18 protein-coding genes, 1 tRNA gene and 1 riboswitch are annotated in these 15,852 nt (G+C 69.8%); of the genes, 7 read left to right on the forward strand and 12 right to left on the reverse strand.

Annotation, left to right across the window (positions count from 1 at the left end; all coding sequences use genetic code 11):
• The first annotated feature begins 162 nt into the window (after positions 1–162).
• The 5 genes from bcp (at position 163) to ACFU9P_RS17995 (ending at position 3,880) form a co-directional block, all read left to right on the forward strand.
• Positions 163–630, forward strand: a complete 468-nt coding sequence (bcp, locus tag ACFU9P_RS17975) for a thioredoxin-dependent thiol peroxidase (protein ID WP_376374105.1) — start codon at positions 163–165, stop codon at positions 628–630.
• Between the two features lie 169 nt (positions 631–799).
• The gene (locus ACFU9P_RS17980; protein WP_384081641.1) at positions 800–2,260 is read left to right on the forward strand and encodes an MFS transporter; all 1,461 of its coding nucleotides are present in this window, start codon (positions 800–802) and stop codon (positions 2,258–2,260) included.
• A 69-nt stretch (positions 2,261–2,329) separates the two neighbouring features.
• Entirely contained in the window at positions 2,330–2,956 is a 627-nt protein-coding gene (locus ACFU9P_RS17985; RefSeq protein WP_384081644.1) for an HNH endonuclease, read from the forward strand.
• Positions 2,953–3,792 carry an HNH endonuclease signature motif containing protein gene (locus ACFU9P_RS17990; protein WP_384081647.1) on the forward strand — a complete coding sequence of 280 codons (840 nt, stop codon included), beginning with the start codon at positions 2,953–2,955 and terminating at the stop codon, positions 3,790–3,792. Before ACFU9P_RS17985 ends, ACFU9P_RS17990 begins: the two co-directional genes overlap by 4 nt.
• Positions 3,793–3,804: 12 nt before the next feature.
• Positions 3,805–3,880, forward strand: a tRNA-Leu gene (locus ACFU9P_RS17995).
• Positions 3,881–3,951: 71 nt separating this feature from the next.
• Here ACFU9P_RS17995 and rdgB read toward each other — a convergent pair.
• The 4 genes from rdgB to ACFU9P_RS18015 form a co-directional block, all read right to left on the reverse strand.
• Positions 3,952–4,554: an RdgB/HAM1 family non-canonical purine NTP pyrophosphatase gene (rdgB, locus tag ACFU9P_RS18000; RefSeq protein WP_376374115.1), complete on the reverse strand. Its 603-nt coding sequence runs from the start codon at positions 4,552–4,554 to the stop codon at positions 3,952–3,954.
• Positions 4,555–4,602: 48 nt separating this feature from the next.
• Positions 4,603–4,995, reverse strand: coding sequence for a hypothetical protein (locus ACFU9P_RS18005; protein WP_376374118.1), 393 nt, complete (start codon positions 4,993–4,995; stop codon positions 4,603–4,605).
• Between the two features lie 207 nt (positions 4,996–5,202).
• Positions 5,203–5,934, reverse strand: a complete 732-nt coding sequence (gene rph, locus ACFU9P_RS18010) for a ribonuclease PH (RefSeq protein ID WP_384081651.1) — start codon at positions 5,932–5,934, stop codon at positions 5,203–5,205.
• A gap of 117 nt (positions 5,935–6,051) precedes the next feature.
• A complete protein-coding gene (locus ACFU9P_RS18015) occupies positions 6,052–6,315 on the reverse strand; it encodes a glucose PTS transporter subunit EIIB (RefSeq protein ID WP_376374124.1) in 264 nt (87 codons plus the stop codon).
• A 161-nt stretch (positions 6,316–6,476) separates the two neighbouring features.
• Here ACFU9P_RS18015 and ACFU9P_RS18020 point away from each other — a divergent pair, with 161 nt between their 5' ends.
• Positions 6,477–7,751 carry a PTS transporter subunit EIIC gene (locus ACFU9P_RS18020; protein ID WP_384081653.1) on the forward strand — a complete coding sequence of 425 codons (1,275 nt, stop codon included), beginning with the start codon at positions 6,477–6,479 and terminating at the stop codon, positions 7,749–7,751.
• A 210-nt stretch (positions 7,752–7,961) separates the two neighbouring features.
• Complete coding sequence (locus tag ACFU9P_RS18025; protein ID WP_376374130.1) at positions 7,962–9,245, forward strand: PTS transporter subunit EIIC; 1,284 nt, start codon at positions 7,962–7,964, stop codon at positions 9,243–9,245.
• Between the two features lie 90 nt (positions 9,246–9,335).
• On the opposite strand, the gene ACFU9P_RS18030 is transcribed toward ACFU9P_RS18025, so the two are convergent.
• From ACFU9P_RS18030 to ACFU9P_RS18065, 8 genes are all read right to left on the reverse strand, one after another.
• A complete protein-coding gene (locus tag ACFU9P_RS18030; protein ID WP_046509263.1) occupies positions 9,336–10,088 on the reverse strand; it encodes an MBL fold metallo-hydrolase in 753 nt (250 codons plus the stop codon).
• Positions 10,089–10,486: 398 nt separating this feature from the next.
• Positions 10,487–11,437 carry a PLP-dependent cysteine synthase family protein gene (locus ACFU9P_RS18035; RefSeq protein WP_384081657.1) on the reverse strand — a complete coding sequence of 317 codons (951 nt, stop codon included), beginning with the start codon at positions 11,435–11,437 and terminating at the stop codon, positions 10,487–10,489.
• Entirely contained in the window at positions 11,437–11,739 is a 303-nt protein-coding gene (locus ACFU9P_RS18040; RefSeq protein WP_046509348.1) for a MoaD/ThiS family protein, read from the reverse strand. Before ACFU9P_RS18040 ends, ACFU9P_RS18035 begins: the two co-directional genes overlap by 1 nt.
• A gap of 109 nt (positions 11,740–11,848) precedes the next feature.
• Complete coding sequence (locus tag ACFU9P_RS18045; protein ID WP_384081661.1) at positions 11,849–11,983, reverse strand: putative leader peptide; 135 nt, start codon at positions 11,981–11,983, stop codon at positions 11,849–11,851.
• Positions 11,984–12,136: 153 nt separating this feature from the next.
• Positions 12,137–12,892 (reverse strand): ABC transporter ATP-binding protein, encoded by a 756-nt coding sequence (locus ACFU9P_RS18050; RefSeq protein WP_384081892.1) that lies wholly within the window; start codon positions 12,890–12,892, stop codon positions 12,137–12,139.
• 80 nt (positions 12,893–12,972) lie between these two features.
• Positions 12,973–14,088: a FecCD family ABC transporter permease gene (locus ACFU9P_RS18055; RefSeq protein ID WP_384081663.1), complete on the reverse strand. Its 1,116-nt coding sequence runs from the start codon at positions 14,086–14,088 to the stop codon at positions 12,973–12,975.
• 144 nt (positions 14,089–14,232) lie between these two features.
• Complete coding sequence (locus tag ACFU9P_RS18060; protein WP_384081895.1) at positions 14,233–15,237, reverse strand: ABC transporter substrate-binding protein; 1,005 nt, start codon at positions 15,235–15,237, stop codon at positions 14,233–14,235.
• A gap of 48 nt (positions 15,238–15,285) precedes the next feature.
• Positions 15,286–15,413: riboswitch (cobalamin riboswitch) on the reverse strand.
• The gene (locus ACFU9P_RS18065; RefSeq protein WP_384081666.1) at positions 15,409–15,822 is read right to left on the reverse strand and encodes a Mov34/MPN/PAD-1 family protein; all 414 of its coding nucleotides are present in this window, start codon (positions 15,820–15,822) and stop codon (positions 15,409–15,411) included. It overlaps the preceding riboswitch by 5 nt.
• Positions 15,823–15,852: the final 30 nt, after the last annotated feature.

The raw sequence follows: 15,852 nt of genomic DNA on the forward strand, positions 1-15,852 counted from the left end.
CCGTCGTCGTGTCCGGTAGTGCCTTGTCCGTACTACGTTCAGTACTCGTTCAGTACTGACTTCGGTACTTCCTCGACAGTCTGTCAGCTTCACCGCGGCCGCACCCGGCGGCACCCCCGATTACGCTCGGCCACGTACACCCGACCTCCACCGAGGAGAACCATGAGCGAGCGACTCAAGCCCGGCGACACCGCCCCCGCCTTCACCCTGCCCGACGCGGACGGCACCGACGTCTCGCTCGCGGACCACAAGGGCCGCAAGGTCATCGTCTACTTCTACCCCGCCGCCCTCACTCCAGGGTGCACCAAGCAGGCCTGTGACTTCACGGACAACCTCGGCCTGCTGGCCGACGCCGGTTACGACGTGATCGGGGTGTCGCCGGACAAGCCGGAGAAGCTCGCGAAGTTCCGCGAGAAGGAGAACCTGAAGGTCACGCTGGTCGGGGATCCGGGCAAGGGCGTGCTGGAGAGCTACGGCGCGTTCGGCGAGAAGAAGATGTACGGGAAGACCGTGACCGGGGTGATCCGCTCCACGGTGGTCGTGGACGAGGAGGGGAAGGTGGAGCACGCCTTCTACAACGTGCGGGCGACGGGCCATGTGGCGAAGATCATCAAGGATCTGGGGATCTGATCCGAGGATCGATCAGGGGATCGATCCGGTGATCTGACGAAATCTGATCCGTGACCGGGGTCCCACTCACGTGGGACTTCGGCCGGCCGACGCCATGAGCGTGCCGAAGGTTCCTTTGGGCGGTCCGCGCGGACCGTACCCGTGAGGCCCTGAGGAAGGGACCCCCGCCATGGCCGATCCGGGGCCGCGCAGGTCCGACAACGGTTCCGACAACGGTTCCGACAGCAGCTCCGAAAACGGCTCCGGCAACGGCTCCGGCACCAGCGCAGGCGTCACCGTCACGGCCACGGTCACCGACGAGCGCGCGGTCCGGCGGGCGGTGAAGGCCGCCGCGCTGGGCAACGCCATGGAGTGGTTCGACTTCGGCATCTACAGCTATCTCGCCGCGACCCTCGGACAGGTCTTCTTCCCGTCCGGGAACCCCACCGTGCAGTTGCTCTCCTCCTTCGCGACCTTCGCCGTCGCCTTCCTCGTACGCCCGGTCGGCGGCATGGTCTTCGGCCCCCTGGGCGACCGGATCGGCCGCAAGAAGGTACTCGCGCTGACGATGATCATGATGGCGGTGGGCACCTGCGCCATCGGTCTGATCCCCTCGTACGCGACGATCGGCTTCTGGGCGCCGGTCCTGCTGGTCTTCTTCCGGCTGGTCCAGGGGTTCTCCACCGGCGGCGAGTACGGCGGGGCATCCACGTTCATCGCGGAGTACGCGCCGGACAAGCGGCGGGGGTACTACGGCAGCTTCCTCGAATTCGGAACCCTCTGCGGCTACATCGGCGCGGCGGGCCTGGTCACGGCGCTACGGACCGGGCTCGGCGCGGGGGCCATGGAGGCGTGGGGGTGGCGCGTACCGTTCCTGGTCGCGGGGCCGCTGGGGCTGGTCGGCCTGTATCTGCGGTTACGGCTCGACGAGACGCCCGCATTCCAGCGGCTGGCGCCGACGGCGGTGCCGGCCACGGTGAAGGGCGACCTGGGCCGGATCTTCCGCCTGCACTGGCGGACGCTGATCCTGTGCGTGGCGCTGGTCGGCGCGTACAACATCACGGACTACATGCTGCTGTCCTACATGCCGACGTATCTCTCCGACGAACTGGGCTACAGCGACACCCATGGGCTGCTCGTCCTGCTGGGCGTCATGGCCTGTCTGCTGCTGGTCATCAACCGTGTCGGCACCCTCAGCGACCGCTTCGGCCGCAAGCCGCTGCTGATGACCGGGATGCTGGGCTTCTTCTTCCTCGCGCTGCCGTCGTTCCTCCTGATCGCCCAGGGCAGCATCCCGGCGATCGCAGCGGGCCTGCTGCTGCTCGGCCTGTCCCTGGTCTGCCTCCTCGGCACCATGTCCGCCGCACTCCCAGCCCTGTTCCCGACAAACGTCCGCTACGGCGCGCTGTCCATCGGCTACAACGTCGCGGTCTCGGTCTTCGGCGGCACAACTCCCTTGGCCCTCACGGCGCTTATCGCCCTGACGGGTACGGATCTGATGCCGGCGTATTACGCGATGGCGGCGGCGCTGGTGGGGGTCGTGGCGGTAGCCCGCATAAGGGAAACGTCCCAACTGCCTTTGCCGGGCTCGCCGCCGTCGGTCGCGACGGAAGCGGAGGCGGCGCAACTCCCGTCTGATTTCCGGACGTGACTATCCGCCATTCGGATCGTTACTCAGTGCGAGACCACGAACACGCGGCCGGACGGAGGGGAAAGAACGATGCCGGCGAGATACACCCGTGAGTTGATGGAAGAGGCAGCGCAAGAAACGACCTCTTTCGACGAAGCGGTCCGCTGGTGCGGCGGTACGCCGACGCCAGGAAGCCGCCGGTATCTCCGGGCCAAGATGGCCGCAGAGGGTATCGATACATCCCACTTCAGAACCAGGTGGGTGCGCCACTCGGACGAAAGACTGCGCGAGCTGGTCGCCTGTTCCAAGAGCGTGAGCGAGGTCGTACGCCGACTCGGAATCAGCCCAGTTGGCGGAAACAAGGCTCATATCGGCCGTCGAATAGCCGCGTTGGGCGTCAGCACCTCTCACTTCATTCGTGCGCCTCGGGGGCGTCCGAAGGGAGCGCTGGGCAATCGCCTGGTCCTGGGGTCACCCGCGGACGGCCGGGTTCCCGGTGAGCGCCTGCGCCGCGAATTGCTGCGTACGGGAGTCTCGGAGTCGTGCGCTACGTGCGGCAATGGCGCCGAGTGGAACGGCAGACCGCTGCGGCTGGAAACCGATCACATCAACGGCGACTGGTGGGACAACCGTCCGGAGAACCTCCGGCTGCTCTGCCCCAACTGCCATGCGGTCACGGATACCTTCCGAGGCCGGAAGCGGCGAGCTACGGCGTGAGCGGGGACAGGAGATATCCCCGCAACCTGCTGGCGCGGACCGCAGCCGAGGCCGGCAGCCTTGTCGACCTGCTACGCAAACTGGGCGCTCCGATGGGAAGCGGCCCGCTCCGCTACATACGCGGACGGCTTGAGTATTACGGCATCGACACCTCGCACTTCCAGGAAGAGCGGCTCCCCGAGCGGGAGCGCCGCTCGTACGCAAAGGAAGTCCTGGAGGAGGCCGCCGCCAACTCGCACAGCATTCGGGAGATGTTCGAGTACATGGGCATCCCGCCCAGCGACGGCCCGTACGGCCACATCAGGAAGAAACTGGATCGATTCGGGATCGACACCTCGCACTTCACCCGGAGGTACGGGCAACACGCGGGCATCCTGCCACTCGATGAACTGGCACCAGCGGTCACGTCTTCCATGAGTCTGGCCGGGGTGACGCACCTTCTGGGCCTGCCGGACGGCGGGGCATCCCGTGCGCTCGTGAAGCGCAGCATCGCGGCCCACGGCCTGTCGTCCGCCCATTTCACCGGGCAGGCCCACAAACGCGGGGTACCTTCCGCACGGCGCAAACCGGCGGCCGAGATTCTGCGGTGCCTCGCTCCTGGAGCCCCGCGTACAAAGACCGCGCTGCTGAGACGCGCGCTCGACGAGGCCGGAGTCCCGCGCGTCTGTGACGAGTGCGGCACCGGGGACACCTGGCAGGGCAGACGGCTCGTCCTGGAGATCGACCACATAAGCGGCGATCGCCTGGACAACCGGATCGGGAATCTGCGGTACCTCTGTCCGTCGTGCCACAGTCAGACGAGCACCTTCGCGAAGCGCGTCCGGGGAGCACGGTAAACTTCTGGGTGCGGGTCCGTACCCCAGTTGGCCAAGAGGGCGCCGGTTTAGGTCCGGTGTGTCGTGGGTTCGAGTCCCACCGGGCCCACGTCGAAAAGGGCGCGGCCTCCCAGGCGGATGCCGCGCCCTTTGTCGTGCCGCAGGCGCATGTCGCGGGCGTCAGCCCAGGAGTTCCTGGATCGCTGGGACCAGGGCTCGGAAGGCCTGGCCTCGGTGGCTGATCGCGTTTTTCTCCGACGGGGTCAGTTCCGCGCAGGTTCGGGTCTCGCCGTCCGGCTGGAGGATTGGGTCGTAGCCGAAGCCGCCGGTGCCGGTGGGGGTGGTGCGGAGGGTGCCGGGGAGGTGGCCCTCGGCTACGCGGTGGGTGCCGTCCGGGAGGGCCAGGGCTGCCGCGCAGGCGAAGTGGGCGGTGCGGTGGGGCGGGGTGATGTCGGCGAGCTGGGCCAGCAGCAGGTTCAGGTTGGCCGTGTCGTCGCCGTGGGCGCCCGCCCAGCGCGCGGAGAAGATGCCGGGCGCGCCGCCGAGGACGTCGACGCAGAGGCCGGAGTCGTCGGCGACGGCGGGCAGTCCGGTGGCGTCGGCGAGGGCGTGGGCCTTGAGGAGCGCGTTCTCGGCGAAGGTGACGCCGGTCTCCTTGACGTCCGGGACACCGGGGTAGGCGTCCGCGCCGACGAGGTCGTGGGGCAGGCCCGCGTCGGCGAGGATGGCCCGTAGTTCGGTGATCTTCCCGGCGTTGCGGGTGGCGAGGATGAGGCGGGTCATGCCCTCAGTATCCGTGCCCGCCCCGCCCGCCGGTCGGCCGCCCGCCTCTCAGGGGGTGCAGATGCTCCCGATCTCGGAGGCCGCGTCGGAGACGGGCGTGAGGTCGGGGGTGTTGTCGCCGTTCTTGATGGCCGTACGGACGCTCTCGACACCCTTGTTGAGGTCGTCGACGGCCTTGCTCAGGTCGGCGTTGTCGGTCTGGTCCTTGAGGTTGCCGAGTTCGGTGTCGATGTTGTTGAGGGCCTCGTCGACCTTGAGCGGGTCGTCCCCGATGCTGGAGACGGCCTGTTCCAGGTTGCTGACGCTGGTGGCGATGGCGTCGGCGGCCTGTACGCAGTCCAGCGCCGTGTCGAGCGCGCCGCAGCCCGCGGTCAGGGGCAGGGCCAGGGCGGTGGCGGCGAGAGCCAGGGTGATGCGGCGTCGGCGTATGGGCGCGGGCATAGCGCGGGTTCCTCCCCGGGGTACGGACGGGCGCACGGTTCGGTCCGTGCGCCCGTGCGGGTGAGACGCCCCGGGGGTCTTCCCGGTTGCTTCCGCCGACCATTTTCGGCCGCCCCGGCCGGATCGACTGCCGACGTGGCCGGCGCCGGTCCGGCCGACCCGGGGTGGCCGGCCCGACTGGCCTGTCCCGCGTGGGAGTTGGTTCCGTTACGGCGTCTCGTCCAGGGCCGCTCGCTGGATCGCGGCGAGGTCGGCGCAGCCCGCGGTGGCGAGGTCGAGGAGCGCGGTCAGTTCCTTGCGGTCGAAGGGCTCGGACTCGGCGGTGCCCTGGACCTCGACGAAGCGGCCGTCGCCGGTGCAGACGACGTTCATGTCGGTCTCGGCGCGGACGTCCTCCTCGTAACAGAGGTCCAGGAGCGGCGTACCGCCGACGATACCGACGCTGACGGCGGCGACCGTGCCGGTCAGGGGCCGCCGCCCGGCCCTGACGATCTTCTTGCGCTGCGCCCAGGCGACCGCGTCGGCGAGGGCGACATAGGCGCCGGTGATCGCGGCGGTACGGGTGCCGCCGTCGGCCTGGAGGACATCGCAGTCGAGGACGATGGTGTTCTCGCCGAGGGCCTTGTAGTCGATCACGGCGCGCAGCGAGCGGCCGATGAGACGGCTGATCTCGTGCGTACGGCCGCCGATCTTGCCGCGTACGGATTCGCGGTCGCCGCGGGTGTTGGTGGAGCGGGGCAGCATCGAGTATTCGGCGGTGACCCAGCCTTCGCCGCTGTTCTTGCGCCAGCGCGGGACGCCTTCGGTGACGGAGGCGGTGCAGAAGACCCTGGTGTCACCGAAGGAGATGAGGACCGAGCCCTCGGCGTGCTTGCTCCATCCGCGTTCGATGGTGACGGGACGGAGCTGATCGGGGGTGCGGCCGTCGATTCGTGACATGCCGCGAGCCTATAGGCAAGGGCTTTCCCCCCATTTTTGAGGGCTCGGTTCGCCTCCGGGGCGACAGCAGCCCGAACATGTCCGGACCCGGCCCGGCTGACGCCCGGGCCTTCCCTTTCACATCATGTCTTCGATGTCCGCGGCGATCGGGTCGGCGTCTGTGCCGATGACTACCTGGATCGCGGTGCCCATCTTGACGACACCGTGCGCCCCGGCGGCCTTGAGAGCGGTTTCGTCGACGAGGTCCGGGTTGACGACCTCGGTGCGGAGGCGGGTGATGCAGCCTTCGACCTCTTCGATGTTGTCGAGCCCGCCGAGCCCGGCGACGATCTTCTCAGCCTTGGTGGCCATGGTGTTCTCCCTGAGTGTCGCTCGCTGCACCTTCGTACCGCTTCGCCACGGTAACGCACAGTTGGACCATCTTCGCGGGCGCGCCCTCACGCCGTACTCAATGATGACGATCACCGGCCCCGCGAGCCTACCGCAACTGGTCTACACCAGTCGGGAACTCGACGGCACCACCACCGGACGGAAGGACGCCGATGAGCGCCGACAGCACTCCAGCGTCCCGGCCGCCCCGTACGAGGAAGTGGTGGAACGGGCTGTTCCAGGGGCTTCAGAAGATCGGCCGGAGCCTCCAGCTCCCGGTGGCCACGCTGCCCGCGGCGGGGCTGCTGGTCAGTCTCGGTAATCTGTTCTCCGCCTATCTGCACGGGCCGTTCTGGGACAGGACCGCGAAGGTGCTGAGCCTGGGCGGCGGCGCCATCCTCGACGGGGCGTTCGGTCTGCCGCTGCTCTTCTGCATCGGGGTGGCGATCGGTTTCGCCAAGAAGGCGGACGGCTCGACCGCGCTCGCCGCGGTCGTCGGTTTTCTCGTCTACCACGGCGTCCTGGCCGCCTTCCCGGTCGCGGGCTCGGTGACGAAGGCGCGGCCGGACGGCACTCCGCAGAATCCCGGGGTGCTCGGGGGCATTCTGATCGGGCTGCTCACGGCGGTGGTCTGGCAGCGGTTCCACCGTACGAGACTGGTCGACTGGCTCGGCTTCTTCAACGGCCGCCGTCTGGTGCCGATCCTGATGGCCTTCCTCTGCACGCTCCTCGGCGTGGCCTTCGGGCTGCTGTGGGAGCCGGTCGGGGACGCGCTGACCGCGTTCGCCAAGCAGCTCATCGACCTCGGCGCGTGGGGCGCGGGCATCTTCGGGCTCGCCAACCGGCTGCTCATCCCGGTCGGCATGCACCAGTTCCTGAACACGTTCTTCTGGTTCCAGGCCGGTGAGTACACCGAGCCGGACGGTACGGTCGTACGGGGTGATCTCACCCGGTTCTTCGCCGGGGACCCCACGGCCGGGCAGTTCATGTCGGGGTTCTTCCCGGTCATGATGTTCGGGCTGCCGGCCGCCGCGCTCGCCATCGCGCACTGTGCGCGGCCCGAGAACCGCAAGCGGGTCGGCGGGCTGATGTTCTCCGTGGCGCTGACCTCGTTCGTGACGGGGGTGACCGAGCCGCTGGAGTTCTCGTTCATGTTCGCGGCGCCGCTGCTGTACGGGGCGCACGCGGTGCTGACGGGGGCGTCGATGGCGGTGACCTGGGCGCTGGGGGTGCACGCGGGGTTCAGTTTCTCGGCCGGTCTGATCGACTATGTCGTGAACTGGCATCTCGACACCAAGCCCTGGCTGATCATTCCGATCGGGCTGTGCTTCGCGGTGGTGTACTACGTGGTCTTCCGCGCGGCGATCACGCTGTTCCGTATTCCGACTCCGGGGCGGGAGCCCGAGGAACTGGCGGAGGAAGCGGAGCAGCAGAACACGCGCCCGTGAAGCCAGGGGCCCGGCCCGTAAGCCACAGCCCCCGCCCGAAGCCCCGGAGCCGCCGGCCCGCCGTGCCCGTGAACCCGCTATGGCCCAGGCCACATTTTCGCAGGTTCCTTATCGAACCCACCCCGTGCTACAACAGGTCTACACCACTGGAGTGGTGTAGACCACGTGGCCGTGCGCGCCGCGTTCCGGGCACCTGGTTGGAGGATGTTGATGAGTACGGCCGACGTCGCCCCCGCGGCACAGCACGATCCGGCGGCGCGGAAGAAGTGGGGCAGCCGCGCGATGGCCGTGATGCAGCGCATCGGCCGCAGTCTGATGCTGCCCGTCGCCGTGCTGCCCGCGGGCGCCCTGCTCGTACGCCTCGGCAATCCCGACATGCTCGGCCGCGAGTCGTTCCCCGCGTTCATCACCAAGATCGCGGGCTTTATGGCCGCGGGCGGCAACGCCATCCTCGACAACATGCCGCTGCTCTTCGCGGTCGGCATCGCCATCGGCTTCGCCAAGAAGTCGGACGGCTCGACCGCGCTCGCCGCCGTCACCGGCTATCTGGTCTTCAAGAGCGTCCTGGGCACCTTCACCGACTCCAACCTGCCCAAGGTGGCCTCAGTGGTGGACGGCAAGGTCGTGATGACGGACGCGCCGGTCGACGCGAAGGTGCTCGGCGGCGTTGTCATGGGCATCGTCGTGGCGCTGCTGTACCAGCGCTTCTACCGTACGAAGCTGCCCGACTGGGCGGGCTTCTTCGGCGGCCGGCGGCTGGTCCCGATCCTCTCCGCCTTCGCCGGTCTGGTCATCGGCATCGCCTTCGGCTATCTCTGGCCGGTACTCGGCACGGGCCTGCACAACCTGGGCGAGTGGCTGGTCGGCTCCGGCGCGGTCGGCGCGGGCATCTTCGGGGTGGTCAACCGCGCGCTGATCCCGGTCGGCATGCACCATCTGCTGAACTCGTTCCCCTGGTTCCAGGCCGGTACGTACCACGGCAAGAGCGGCGACATCAACCGCTTCCTGGCGGGCGACCCGACGGCCGGGCAGTTCATGACCGGCTTCTTCCCGATCATGATGTTCGCCCTGCCCGCGGCCTGTCTCGCGATCTACCACTGTGCCCGGCCCGAGCGCCGCAAGGTCGTCGGCGGCATGATGCTCTCGCTGGCACTCACGGCGTTCGTCACCGGGGTGACCGAGCCGATCGAGTTCACCTTCATGTTCATCGCGCCTGCGCTGTACGCGATCCACGCGGTGCTGACCGGTGTCTCGATGGCGCTGACCTGGGCGCTCGGGATGAAGGACGGGTTCGGCTTCTCGGCGGGCGCGATCGACTTCGGCCTCAACCTCGGTATCGCGACGAATCCGTGGGGGCTGGTGCTGGTCGGTCTGTGCTTCGCGGCTGTCTACTACGCGTTGTTCCGCTTCGCGATCGTCAGGTTCAACATACCGACGCCGGGCCGTGAGTCCGACGAGGAACTGGCGGAGCTTCAGAAGGCCGAGGCCAAGTAGCAGGCCTCCAGGCCTCCAGTCCATCCGCCGGACGGGCCGACCGTACGCCCGTCCGGCACCGGCCGCCCGGTCAGATGCGCTGGCGGCCGGTCAGATCTCGTACACCGCGCCCGGAACGGCCAGTTCCGCCGGGCCTCCGTACACCGCGCGCGCGTCGGCCAGGTTCTGTTCGCCGTCCGTCCACGGCGGGACATGGGTGAGGACGAGCCGGCGCGCCCGGGCGCGGGCGGCGTGGGCGCCTGCCTCGCGGCCGTTGAGGTGCAGGCCGGGGATGTCCTCCTTGCCGTATGTGAAGGCCGCCTCGCACAGGAACAGATCGGTGTCCTCCGCCAGCTCGACCAGCGGCTCGCAGACCCCGGTGTCCCCGGAGTAGGTGAGGGACCGGCCGCCGTGTTCGACCCGGATGGCGAAGGTCTCTATGGGGTGCGAGACCTTCTCCGTACGGACCGAGAAGGGGCCGATGTCGAAGGAGCCCGGCTTGAGCGTGTGGAAGTCGAACACCTCGCTCATGGACTTGTCCGTCGGCGTGTCCGCGTAGGCCGTGGTGAGGCGCTGCTCGGTGCCCTCGGGCCCGTACACCGGGATCGCGTCGCAGCGTCCGCCGTCGAACCGGTAGTAGCGGGCTACGAAATAGCCGCACATGTCGATGCAGTGGTCCGCGTGGAGATGGCTGAGGAAGATGGCGTCGAGGTCGTAGAGACCAACATGGCGCTGCAGCTCGCCAAGGGCGCCATTACCCATGTCGAGCAGCAGCCGGAAGCCGTCGGCCTCTAGGAGGTAGCTGGAGCAGGCCGATCCCGCGGAGGGGAACGAGCCCGAACAGCCGACGACGGTGAGCTTCATGGAGCGTGAACCTCCGTGGCGTGGAAGGGGGGCGACGGGGGTTGTGCGGTTTGTCGAGCGTAAAGCGCGAAAGGGCTGGTCGCTCCTCCACGACGGTCCGTTGTGGGAGAACTCACCTGCGCTGTCACCGGTTCGGATGGACTGCCACGGCGGGGTCTTGCGGCGCCGGAGACACGCTGGGGACGGCCTGGAGAAGACCTGGAGACGGCCCCGGCCCCCCGCCCGGATCGGGCGGGGGGCCGGGTGTGCGGTCCGGTACGGCGGGTACGGGGCGGGGGTACGGGCATGGCGCCGGGCCATGAGACCCGCCCGGGGTGTTCCGGCCATGAGCGCCGGGGACCCGGGCCCGGGGGCCGTCGGTACGCGCGCCAGGCGCTACGCGCTACGGAGCTACGCCGCTACGCCCAGAGCTGGCCGTGCAGCGTCTCGATGGCCTCTTCCGTGGTGGCCGCCGTGTAGACGCCCGTGGACAGATATTTCCAGCCGCCGTCCGCGACGACGAAGACGATGTCCCCGCTCTCGCCAGCCTTGACCGCCTTGCGGCCGACACCGATCGCGGCGTGCAGCGCGGCGCCGGTCGAGACGCCCGCGAAGATGCCCTCCTGCTGGAGCAGTTCACGGGTACGGGCGACCGCGTCGGCCGAGCCGACGGAGAAGCGGGTGGTGAGGACGGACGCGTCGTACAGCTCGGGCACGAAGCCCTCGTCGAGGTTGCGCAGCCCGTACACGAGGTCGTCGTAGCGCGGCTCCGCGGCGACGATCTTGATGTCGGGCTTCTGCTCGCGCAGGAACCGTCCGACGCCCATCAGCGTGCCGGTCGTGCCGAGCCCCGCCACGAAGTGTGTGACGGACGGCAGGTCGGCGAGGATCTCGGGGCCGGTGGTGGCGTAGTGCGCGCCCGCGTTGTCGGGGTTGCCGTACTGGTAGAGCATCACCCAGTCCGGGTTCTCGGCCGCCAGTTCCTTGGCCACCCGTACCGCCGTGTTGGAGCCGCCCGCCGCCGGGGACGAGATGATCTCCGCGCCCCACATCGTCAGCAGGTCGCGCCGCTCCTGGGAGGTGTTCTCCGGCATGACGCAGACGATGCGGTAGCCCTTGAGGCGGGCCGCCATGGCGAGCGAGATACCGGTGTTGCCGCTGGTGGGTTCCAGGATGGTGCAGCCCGGGGTGAGCCGCCCGTCCTTCTCGGCCTGCTCGACCATGTGCAGGGCGGGCCGGTCCTTGACGGAGCCGGTGGGGTTGCGGTCCTCCAGCTTGGCCCAGATCCGTACGTCGTCCGACGGGGACAGCCTGGGAAGCCGTACCAGGGGCGTGTTGCCGACCGCCACCAGCGGGGAGTCGTACCGCATCAGGCCGGGTTCGATTCGAGCGCCCCGCCGGCCACCGCCGGGAGGATGGTGACACTGTCGCCGTCCGCGAGCTTGGTGGCGACTCCGTCGAGGAAGCGGACGTCCTCGTCGTTGAGGTAGACGTTGACGAACCGGCGGAGCTGGTCGCCCGCGGCGGGGTCGATGAGCCGCTCCCGGATTCCGGCGTGCCGGGTTTCGAGGTCGGTGAACAGCTCGGAGAGCGTGTCGCCGGTGCCCTCGACGGCCTTCGCGCCGTCGGTGTAGGTGCGGAGGATGGTCGGGATGCGGACCTCGATGGCCATGGCGTGGGCTCCTGTCGGGAGATGGCGTGGCGGGCGCGCGGCTCGGGCCCCCGCGCGAGGGGGTGAAGCGGTACGGACGGGTACGGCGGGCGGCGCTCGCGGCCGTCGCTCAGCCTGCGCGGCCGGCGGGGAGGACCGCGCCGCCGGGACAGATGGCGCTGGCGAGGCGGCACAGGTCGACGTGCAGCCGCGCCACGAGCAGCGGGGTGCTCGGCGTCTTGTCGCTCACGTCAGGGAAAACCATGGGTTCATCGTATCGATTCCCGGTCCGCGGCCCGGCATGTGATCTCGTATGGCGGACCGTGGACGTTCGTCACGTGGACGTCACGTGGACGGCCACGTGCTGCGGGGTCGGGTAGGTGCCGGGAGCTACGGGCCGGAGGCCACGTCTCGGGAGCTACGGGACGTAGACGATGGTGGGGGCGCCGGTGACCGGGTGCGTGCTGATCTCGGCCGTCACTCCGTACACCTCCGCGAGCAGCTCGGGGGTCAGCACGGCGCCCGGCGGGCCCGAGGCCACGATCCGGCCGGCCTGGAGGACATGGATGCGGTCGCAGTAGTAGGCGGCCAGATTCAGATCGTGCAGGGCGAGCAGATTGGTGGTGCCCGAGCGGCTGATCAGGGTGAGGACATCGAGCTGGTGGCGGATGTCCAGGTGGTTGGTCGGTTCGTCGAGTACGAGCAGGGCCGGCCGCTGCACCAGGGCGCGGGCGATGAGCGCGCGCTGCCGCTCGCCGCCGGAGAGGGACGGGAAGGCCCGGTCGGCGAGCGGGGCGCTGCCGACCCGGTCGAGGGCGGCGGTGACGAGTGTGGTGTCGGCGGCGGTGTCGGCCTCCCAGAAGCGCTTGTGGGGCGAGCGGCCCATGGCGACGACTTCGCGGACGGTCAGCTCGAAGTCGACCCCGCCGTCCTGCGGGACCGCGGCGACACGGCGGGCGCGGGCCTTGGGGGCCATGGTGTGCAGGTCATCGCCGTCGAGGAGGGCGCGTCCGGCCGTGGGGCGGAGCGTTCCGTACACGCAGCGGAGCAGGGTGGTCTTGCCGCTGCCGTTGGGGCCGACGAGTCCGACGGTCTCGCCGGGGGCGGCGGTCAGTTCGGCACGGTCGACGAGGAGGCGGCCGTCGGTCTCGTACGAGAGGGCTTCGACGCGCAGCTCGGCGGCGGCTGGTTGCTCTCCGGTGCGGGTGCTCGTACGGCCGCTCGTAGGCCTGCTCGTACGGTTGCTCTCGTTGCTCACTCCGGGGCTCCTTCCGGGCGGCGGCGCATCAGCCACAGGAACACCGGACCGCCGATGAGCGCGGTCAGGACGCCGACCGGGATGTCCTGGGGCGCGGCGACGGTACGGGCCGCGAGGTCGGCGACGACCAGCGCGACCGCCCCGGCCAGCGCGGCGACCGGCAGCAGCGCCCGGTGCCCGGCGCCGACGGCCATCCGCGCGGCGTGCGGCACCAGCAGCCCGATGAAGCCGACCGCGCCGCTCGCGGCGACCATCACGGCGGTGACCAGGGAGGCGAGTACGAAGACCGCGGCCCGGAAGCGCGAGGTGTCGAGCCCTAGGACGGTCGCGCCCTCCTCCCCCGCCAGCAGCAGATCGAGCGGCCTGGCCAGTGCCATGAGCAGGGCGGTGCCCGCGACGAGCGCGACGGCGGGCGGTACGAGCGTGGCCCAGCGGGCGCTGCCGAGGCCGCCCAGCGACCAGTAGAGGGCCTCCTGGAAGTGCTCGGGCCTGGCGGAGACGACCAGGATCAGGGTGGTGAGCGCGGAGAGGATGTACGAGACGGCCACCCCGGCGAGGACGAGCCCGCCCCCGCTCATCGTGGAGCCGCGCCGGGCCAGCCCGTACACCAGCGCCAGCGCGAGCAGCGACCCGGCGAAGGCGGCGGCGGGCATCGCGACGGTGGTGGTCACCCCGCCGCCGATGCCGAGCACGAGGACCAGCACGGCACCGGTGGAGGCGCCGGAGGAGATCCCGAGCAGGAAGGGGTCGGCGAGCCGGTTCCGTACGAGCGCCTGGAGAACGGTCCCGACGACGGCCAGCCCGCCCCCGACGACGGCCCCCAGCAGCACTCTCGGCAGCCGCACATCGAGCACGATGGTCCGGAACGGGCCGGGCTCCGCGCGCCCGGTGAGGACCGCGACGACCTGCCCGGGCGGAATCCACACGGAGCCGAGGGCGAGCGCGGCGACGACGGCGGCGCAGAGCGCGACGGCGAGGCAGCCGAGAACCAGGGGCAGGCGAAGCCGCCGGGCCCCGGGCTGCGGCCGGGCGGGGGCCGGGGGCGTGGGCGAAGCCTCCGAGCCGGTTCCGGCGGAGCTCCGGGGAGCGCCTGCGGCGGGCTTCTCCCCCACCCCGCCCCTTCCCGAAACCGGGGCTTCGCCCCGGACCCCGGTGTCCTCAAACGCCGGACGGGCTGGTTTTGCCGCGGTGTCCTCGAATGCCGGACCGGCTGGTTTCGCCGCCGGCGAAGGCTCGGGATCGCTGGGCATCGGACGTTACTTCGTCCGCGCCGGGTGGAGTTGGGTTGCCAGGCGTTCGATTGCGCCCGGCGCTCGTACGCCCAGGACCACGTCCGACAGCGGCATCACCGCGAAGCTGCGGTTCTTGATGGCCGGGATGTCCTTCAGGGCCGGGTCGTCGAGGAGGCGCTTCTCCTTCTGGGCGACCGTCGTCGAGCCGTAGTCGTAGATGACGACGGTCTCGGGGCGGCGGGCCACGACCTGTTCCCAGGTCGCGTCGCCGAAGGACTTGTCGAGGTCGGCGAAGACATTGCGGCCGCCGGCCAGCCGTATCAGCTCGTTGCCGATGCCCTTGCCGCCCGCGGTGAACGCGGTGCGGTCGCCGCTGTCGTACACGAAGACCGGCACGGGCCTGACGCCCTTCAGTCCGCCCGCGGTGGACGCGACCGTGGCGCGCGCGTCCGCGATCCAGCGCTTCGCGCGCTCCGGGACGCCGAAAGTACGGCCGGTCTCCTCGACCTCGCGGTAGACGTCCTCCATCGAGGTCCGGCCGTCCGTGCAGTTCTCCAGGTTGAGCCGGGTGTTGATACCGGCCGCCTTGAGGTCGTCGCGGCTACGGCCGTCCTTCGCGTCGAAGGCGCTCGCGTACCCGCCGTACACGAAGTCGGGTGCGGCAGCGAGGAGTTTCTCCTTGGAGGGATACTCCTCGGCGAGGACCGGCACGCTCTTGTACGCCTTCTCGTACGCGGGCAGGATCCGGTCGTCCAGCCAGGCGGTGCCGACCAGGGACTTCTCCAGACCGAGCGCGAGCATGATCTCGGTGACGTGCTGGTTCATGGTGACCACGCGCTTCGGCGGCGCCTGATACGTGGTCGTCACCCCGCAGTTGGTGACGGTGTACGGGAAGCCGGGCGCGGCGGGCTTCCCCTGCGTGGACCCGTCGGCGGTGGGGCCGCCGCAGGCCGTGAGCGGCAGCAGGGCCAGTGCGACGGATACGGCTGGTACGACGGCGGGCGCGAACGCGCGGCGGCGCCGGGGCACGGCAGACACGACAGGGCCTCCTCCGGGGGATTTCCGCGTCCCCTGGCTGGTGGGAGAAAGGCGGCAGGTCAGTTCCTGGCTGCCAAGCGGAGCTTGGTCACAGTGGCGGGACCGCGCCGGTTTCGCACCGGCTTCCTGGGTCCTGCCGCCTAAGTTTCTGCGTCGAGTCTCTCAGACGATCTCGACGGGCTCCTCGGTGACCTCGCCGTCCACGATCCGGTACGAGCGGAACTGGAAGGGGCCTTCGCCGTCGGTGTCCGCGGTGGAGACCAGCACATAGTGGGCGCCGGGCTCATTGGCGTAGGTGATGTCCGTACGGGACGGATAGGCCTCGGTCGCGGTGTGGGAGTGGTAAATGATCACCGGCTCCTCGTCGCGGTCGTCCATCTCCCGGTAGAGCTTGAGCAGATCGGCCGAGTCGAACTCGTAGAAGGTGGGCGAGCGCGCGGCGTTGAGCATGGGGATGAACCGCTCGGCCCGGTCGCTGCCCGCGGGGCCCGCGACGACACCGCAGGCCTCGTCGGGGTGGTCGGCTCGCGCGTGCGCGACGATCTGGTCGTGCAGGGCCTGGGTGATGGTGAGCATGCAGAGAATATAAACGGGGCGATGGGGTGC

The organism is Streptomyces sp. NPDC057617, assembly GCF_042800555.1.
In the GTDB taxonomy this organism is placed as follows: domain Bacteria; phylum Actinomycetota; class Actinomycetes; order Streptomycetales; family Streptomycetaceae; genus Streptomyces.

Excerpts from the sequence above, each read along its gene's own strand:
- bcp (WP_376374105.1), top strand. The coding sequence starts at position 163 with ATGAGCGAGCGACTCAAGCCCGGCGACACCGCCCCCGCCTTCACCCTG.
- ACFU9P_RS17980 (WP_384081641.1), top strand. The coding sequence starts at position 800 with ATGGCCGATCCGGGGCCGCGCAGGTCCGACAACGGTTCCGACAACGGT.
- ACFU9P_RS17985 (WP_384081644.1), top strand. The coding sequence starts at position 2,330 with ATGCCGGCGAGATACACCCGTGAGTTGATGGAAGAGGCAGCGCAAGAA.
- rdgB (WP_376374115.1), bottom strand. The coding sequence starts at position 4,554 with ATGACCCGCCTCATCCTCGCCACCCGCAACGCCGGGAAGATCACCGAA.
- ACFU9P_RS18005 (WP_376374118.1), bottom strand. The coding sequence starts at position 4,995 with ATGCCCGCGCCCATACGCCGACGCCGCATCACCCTGGCTCTCGCCGCC.
- rph (WP_384081651.1), bottom strand. The coding sequence starts at position 5,934 with ATGTCACGAATCGACGGCCGCACCCCCGATCAGCTCCGTCCCGTCACC.
- ACFU9P_RS18020 (WP_384081653.1), top strand. The coding sequence starts at position 6,477 with ATGAGCGCCGACAGCACTCCAGCGTCCCGGCCGCCCCGTACGAGGAAG.
- ACFU9P_RS18025 (WP_376374130.1), top strand. The coding sequence starts at position 7,962 with ATGAGTACGGCCGACGTCGCCCCCGCGGCACAGCACGATCCGGCGGCG.
- ACFU9P_RS18030 (WP_046509263.1), bottom strand. The coding sequence starts at position 10,088 with ATGAAGCTCACCGTCGTCGGCTGTTCGGGCTCGTTCCCCTCCGCGGGA.
- ACFU9P_RS18035 (WP_384081657.1), bottom strand. The coding sequence starts at position 11,437 with ATGCGGTACGACTCCCCGCTGGTGGCGGTCGGCAACACGCCCCTGGTA.
- ACFU9P_RS18040 (WP_046509348.1), bottom strand. The coding sequence starts at position 11,739 with ATGGCCATCGAGGTCCGCATCCCGACCATCCTCCGCACCTACACCGAC.
- ACFU9P_RS18045 (WP_384081661.1), bottom strand. The coding sequence starts at position 11,983 with ATGGTTTTCCCTGACGTGAGCGACAAGACGCCGAGCACCCCGCTGCTC.
- ACFU9P_RS18065 (WP_384081666.1), bottom strand. The coding sequence starts at position 15,822 with ATGCTCACCATCACCCAGGCCCTGCACGACCAGATCGTCGCGCACGCG.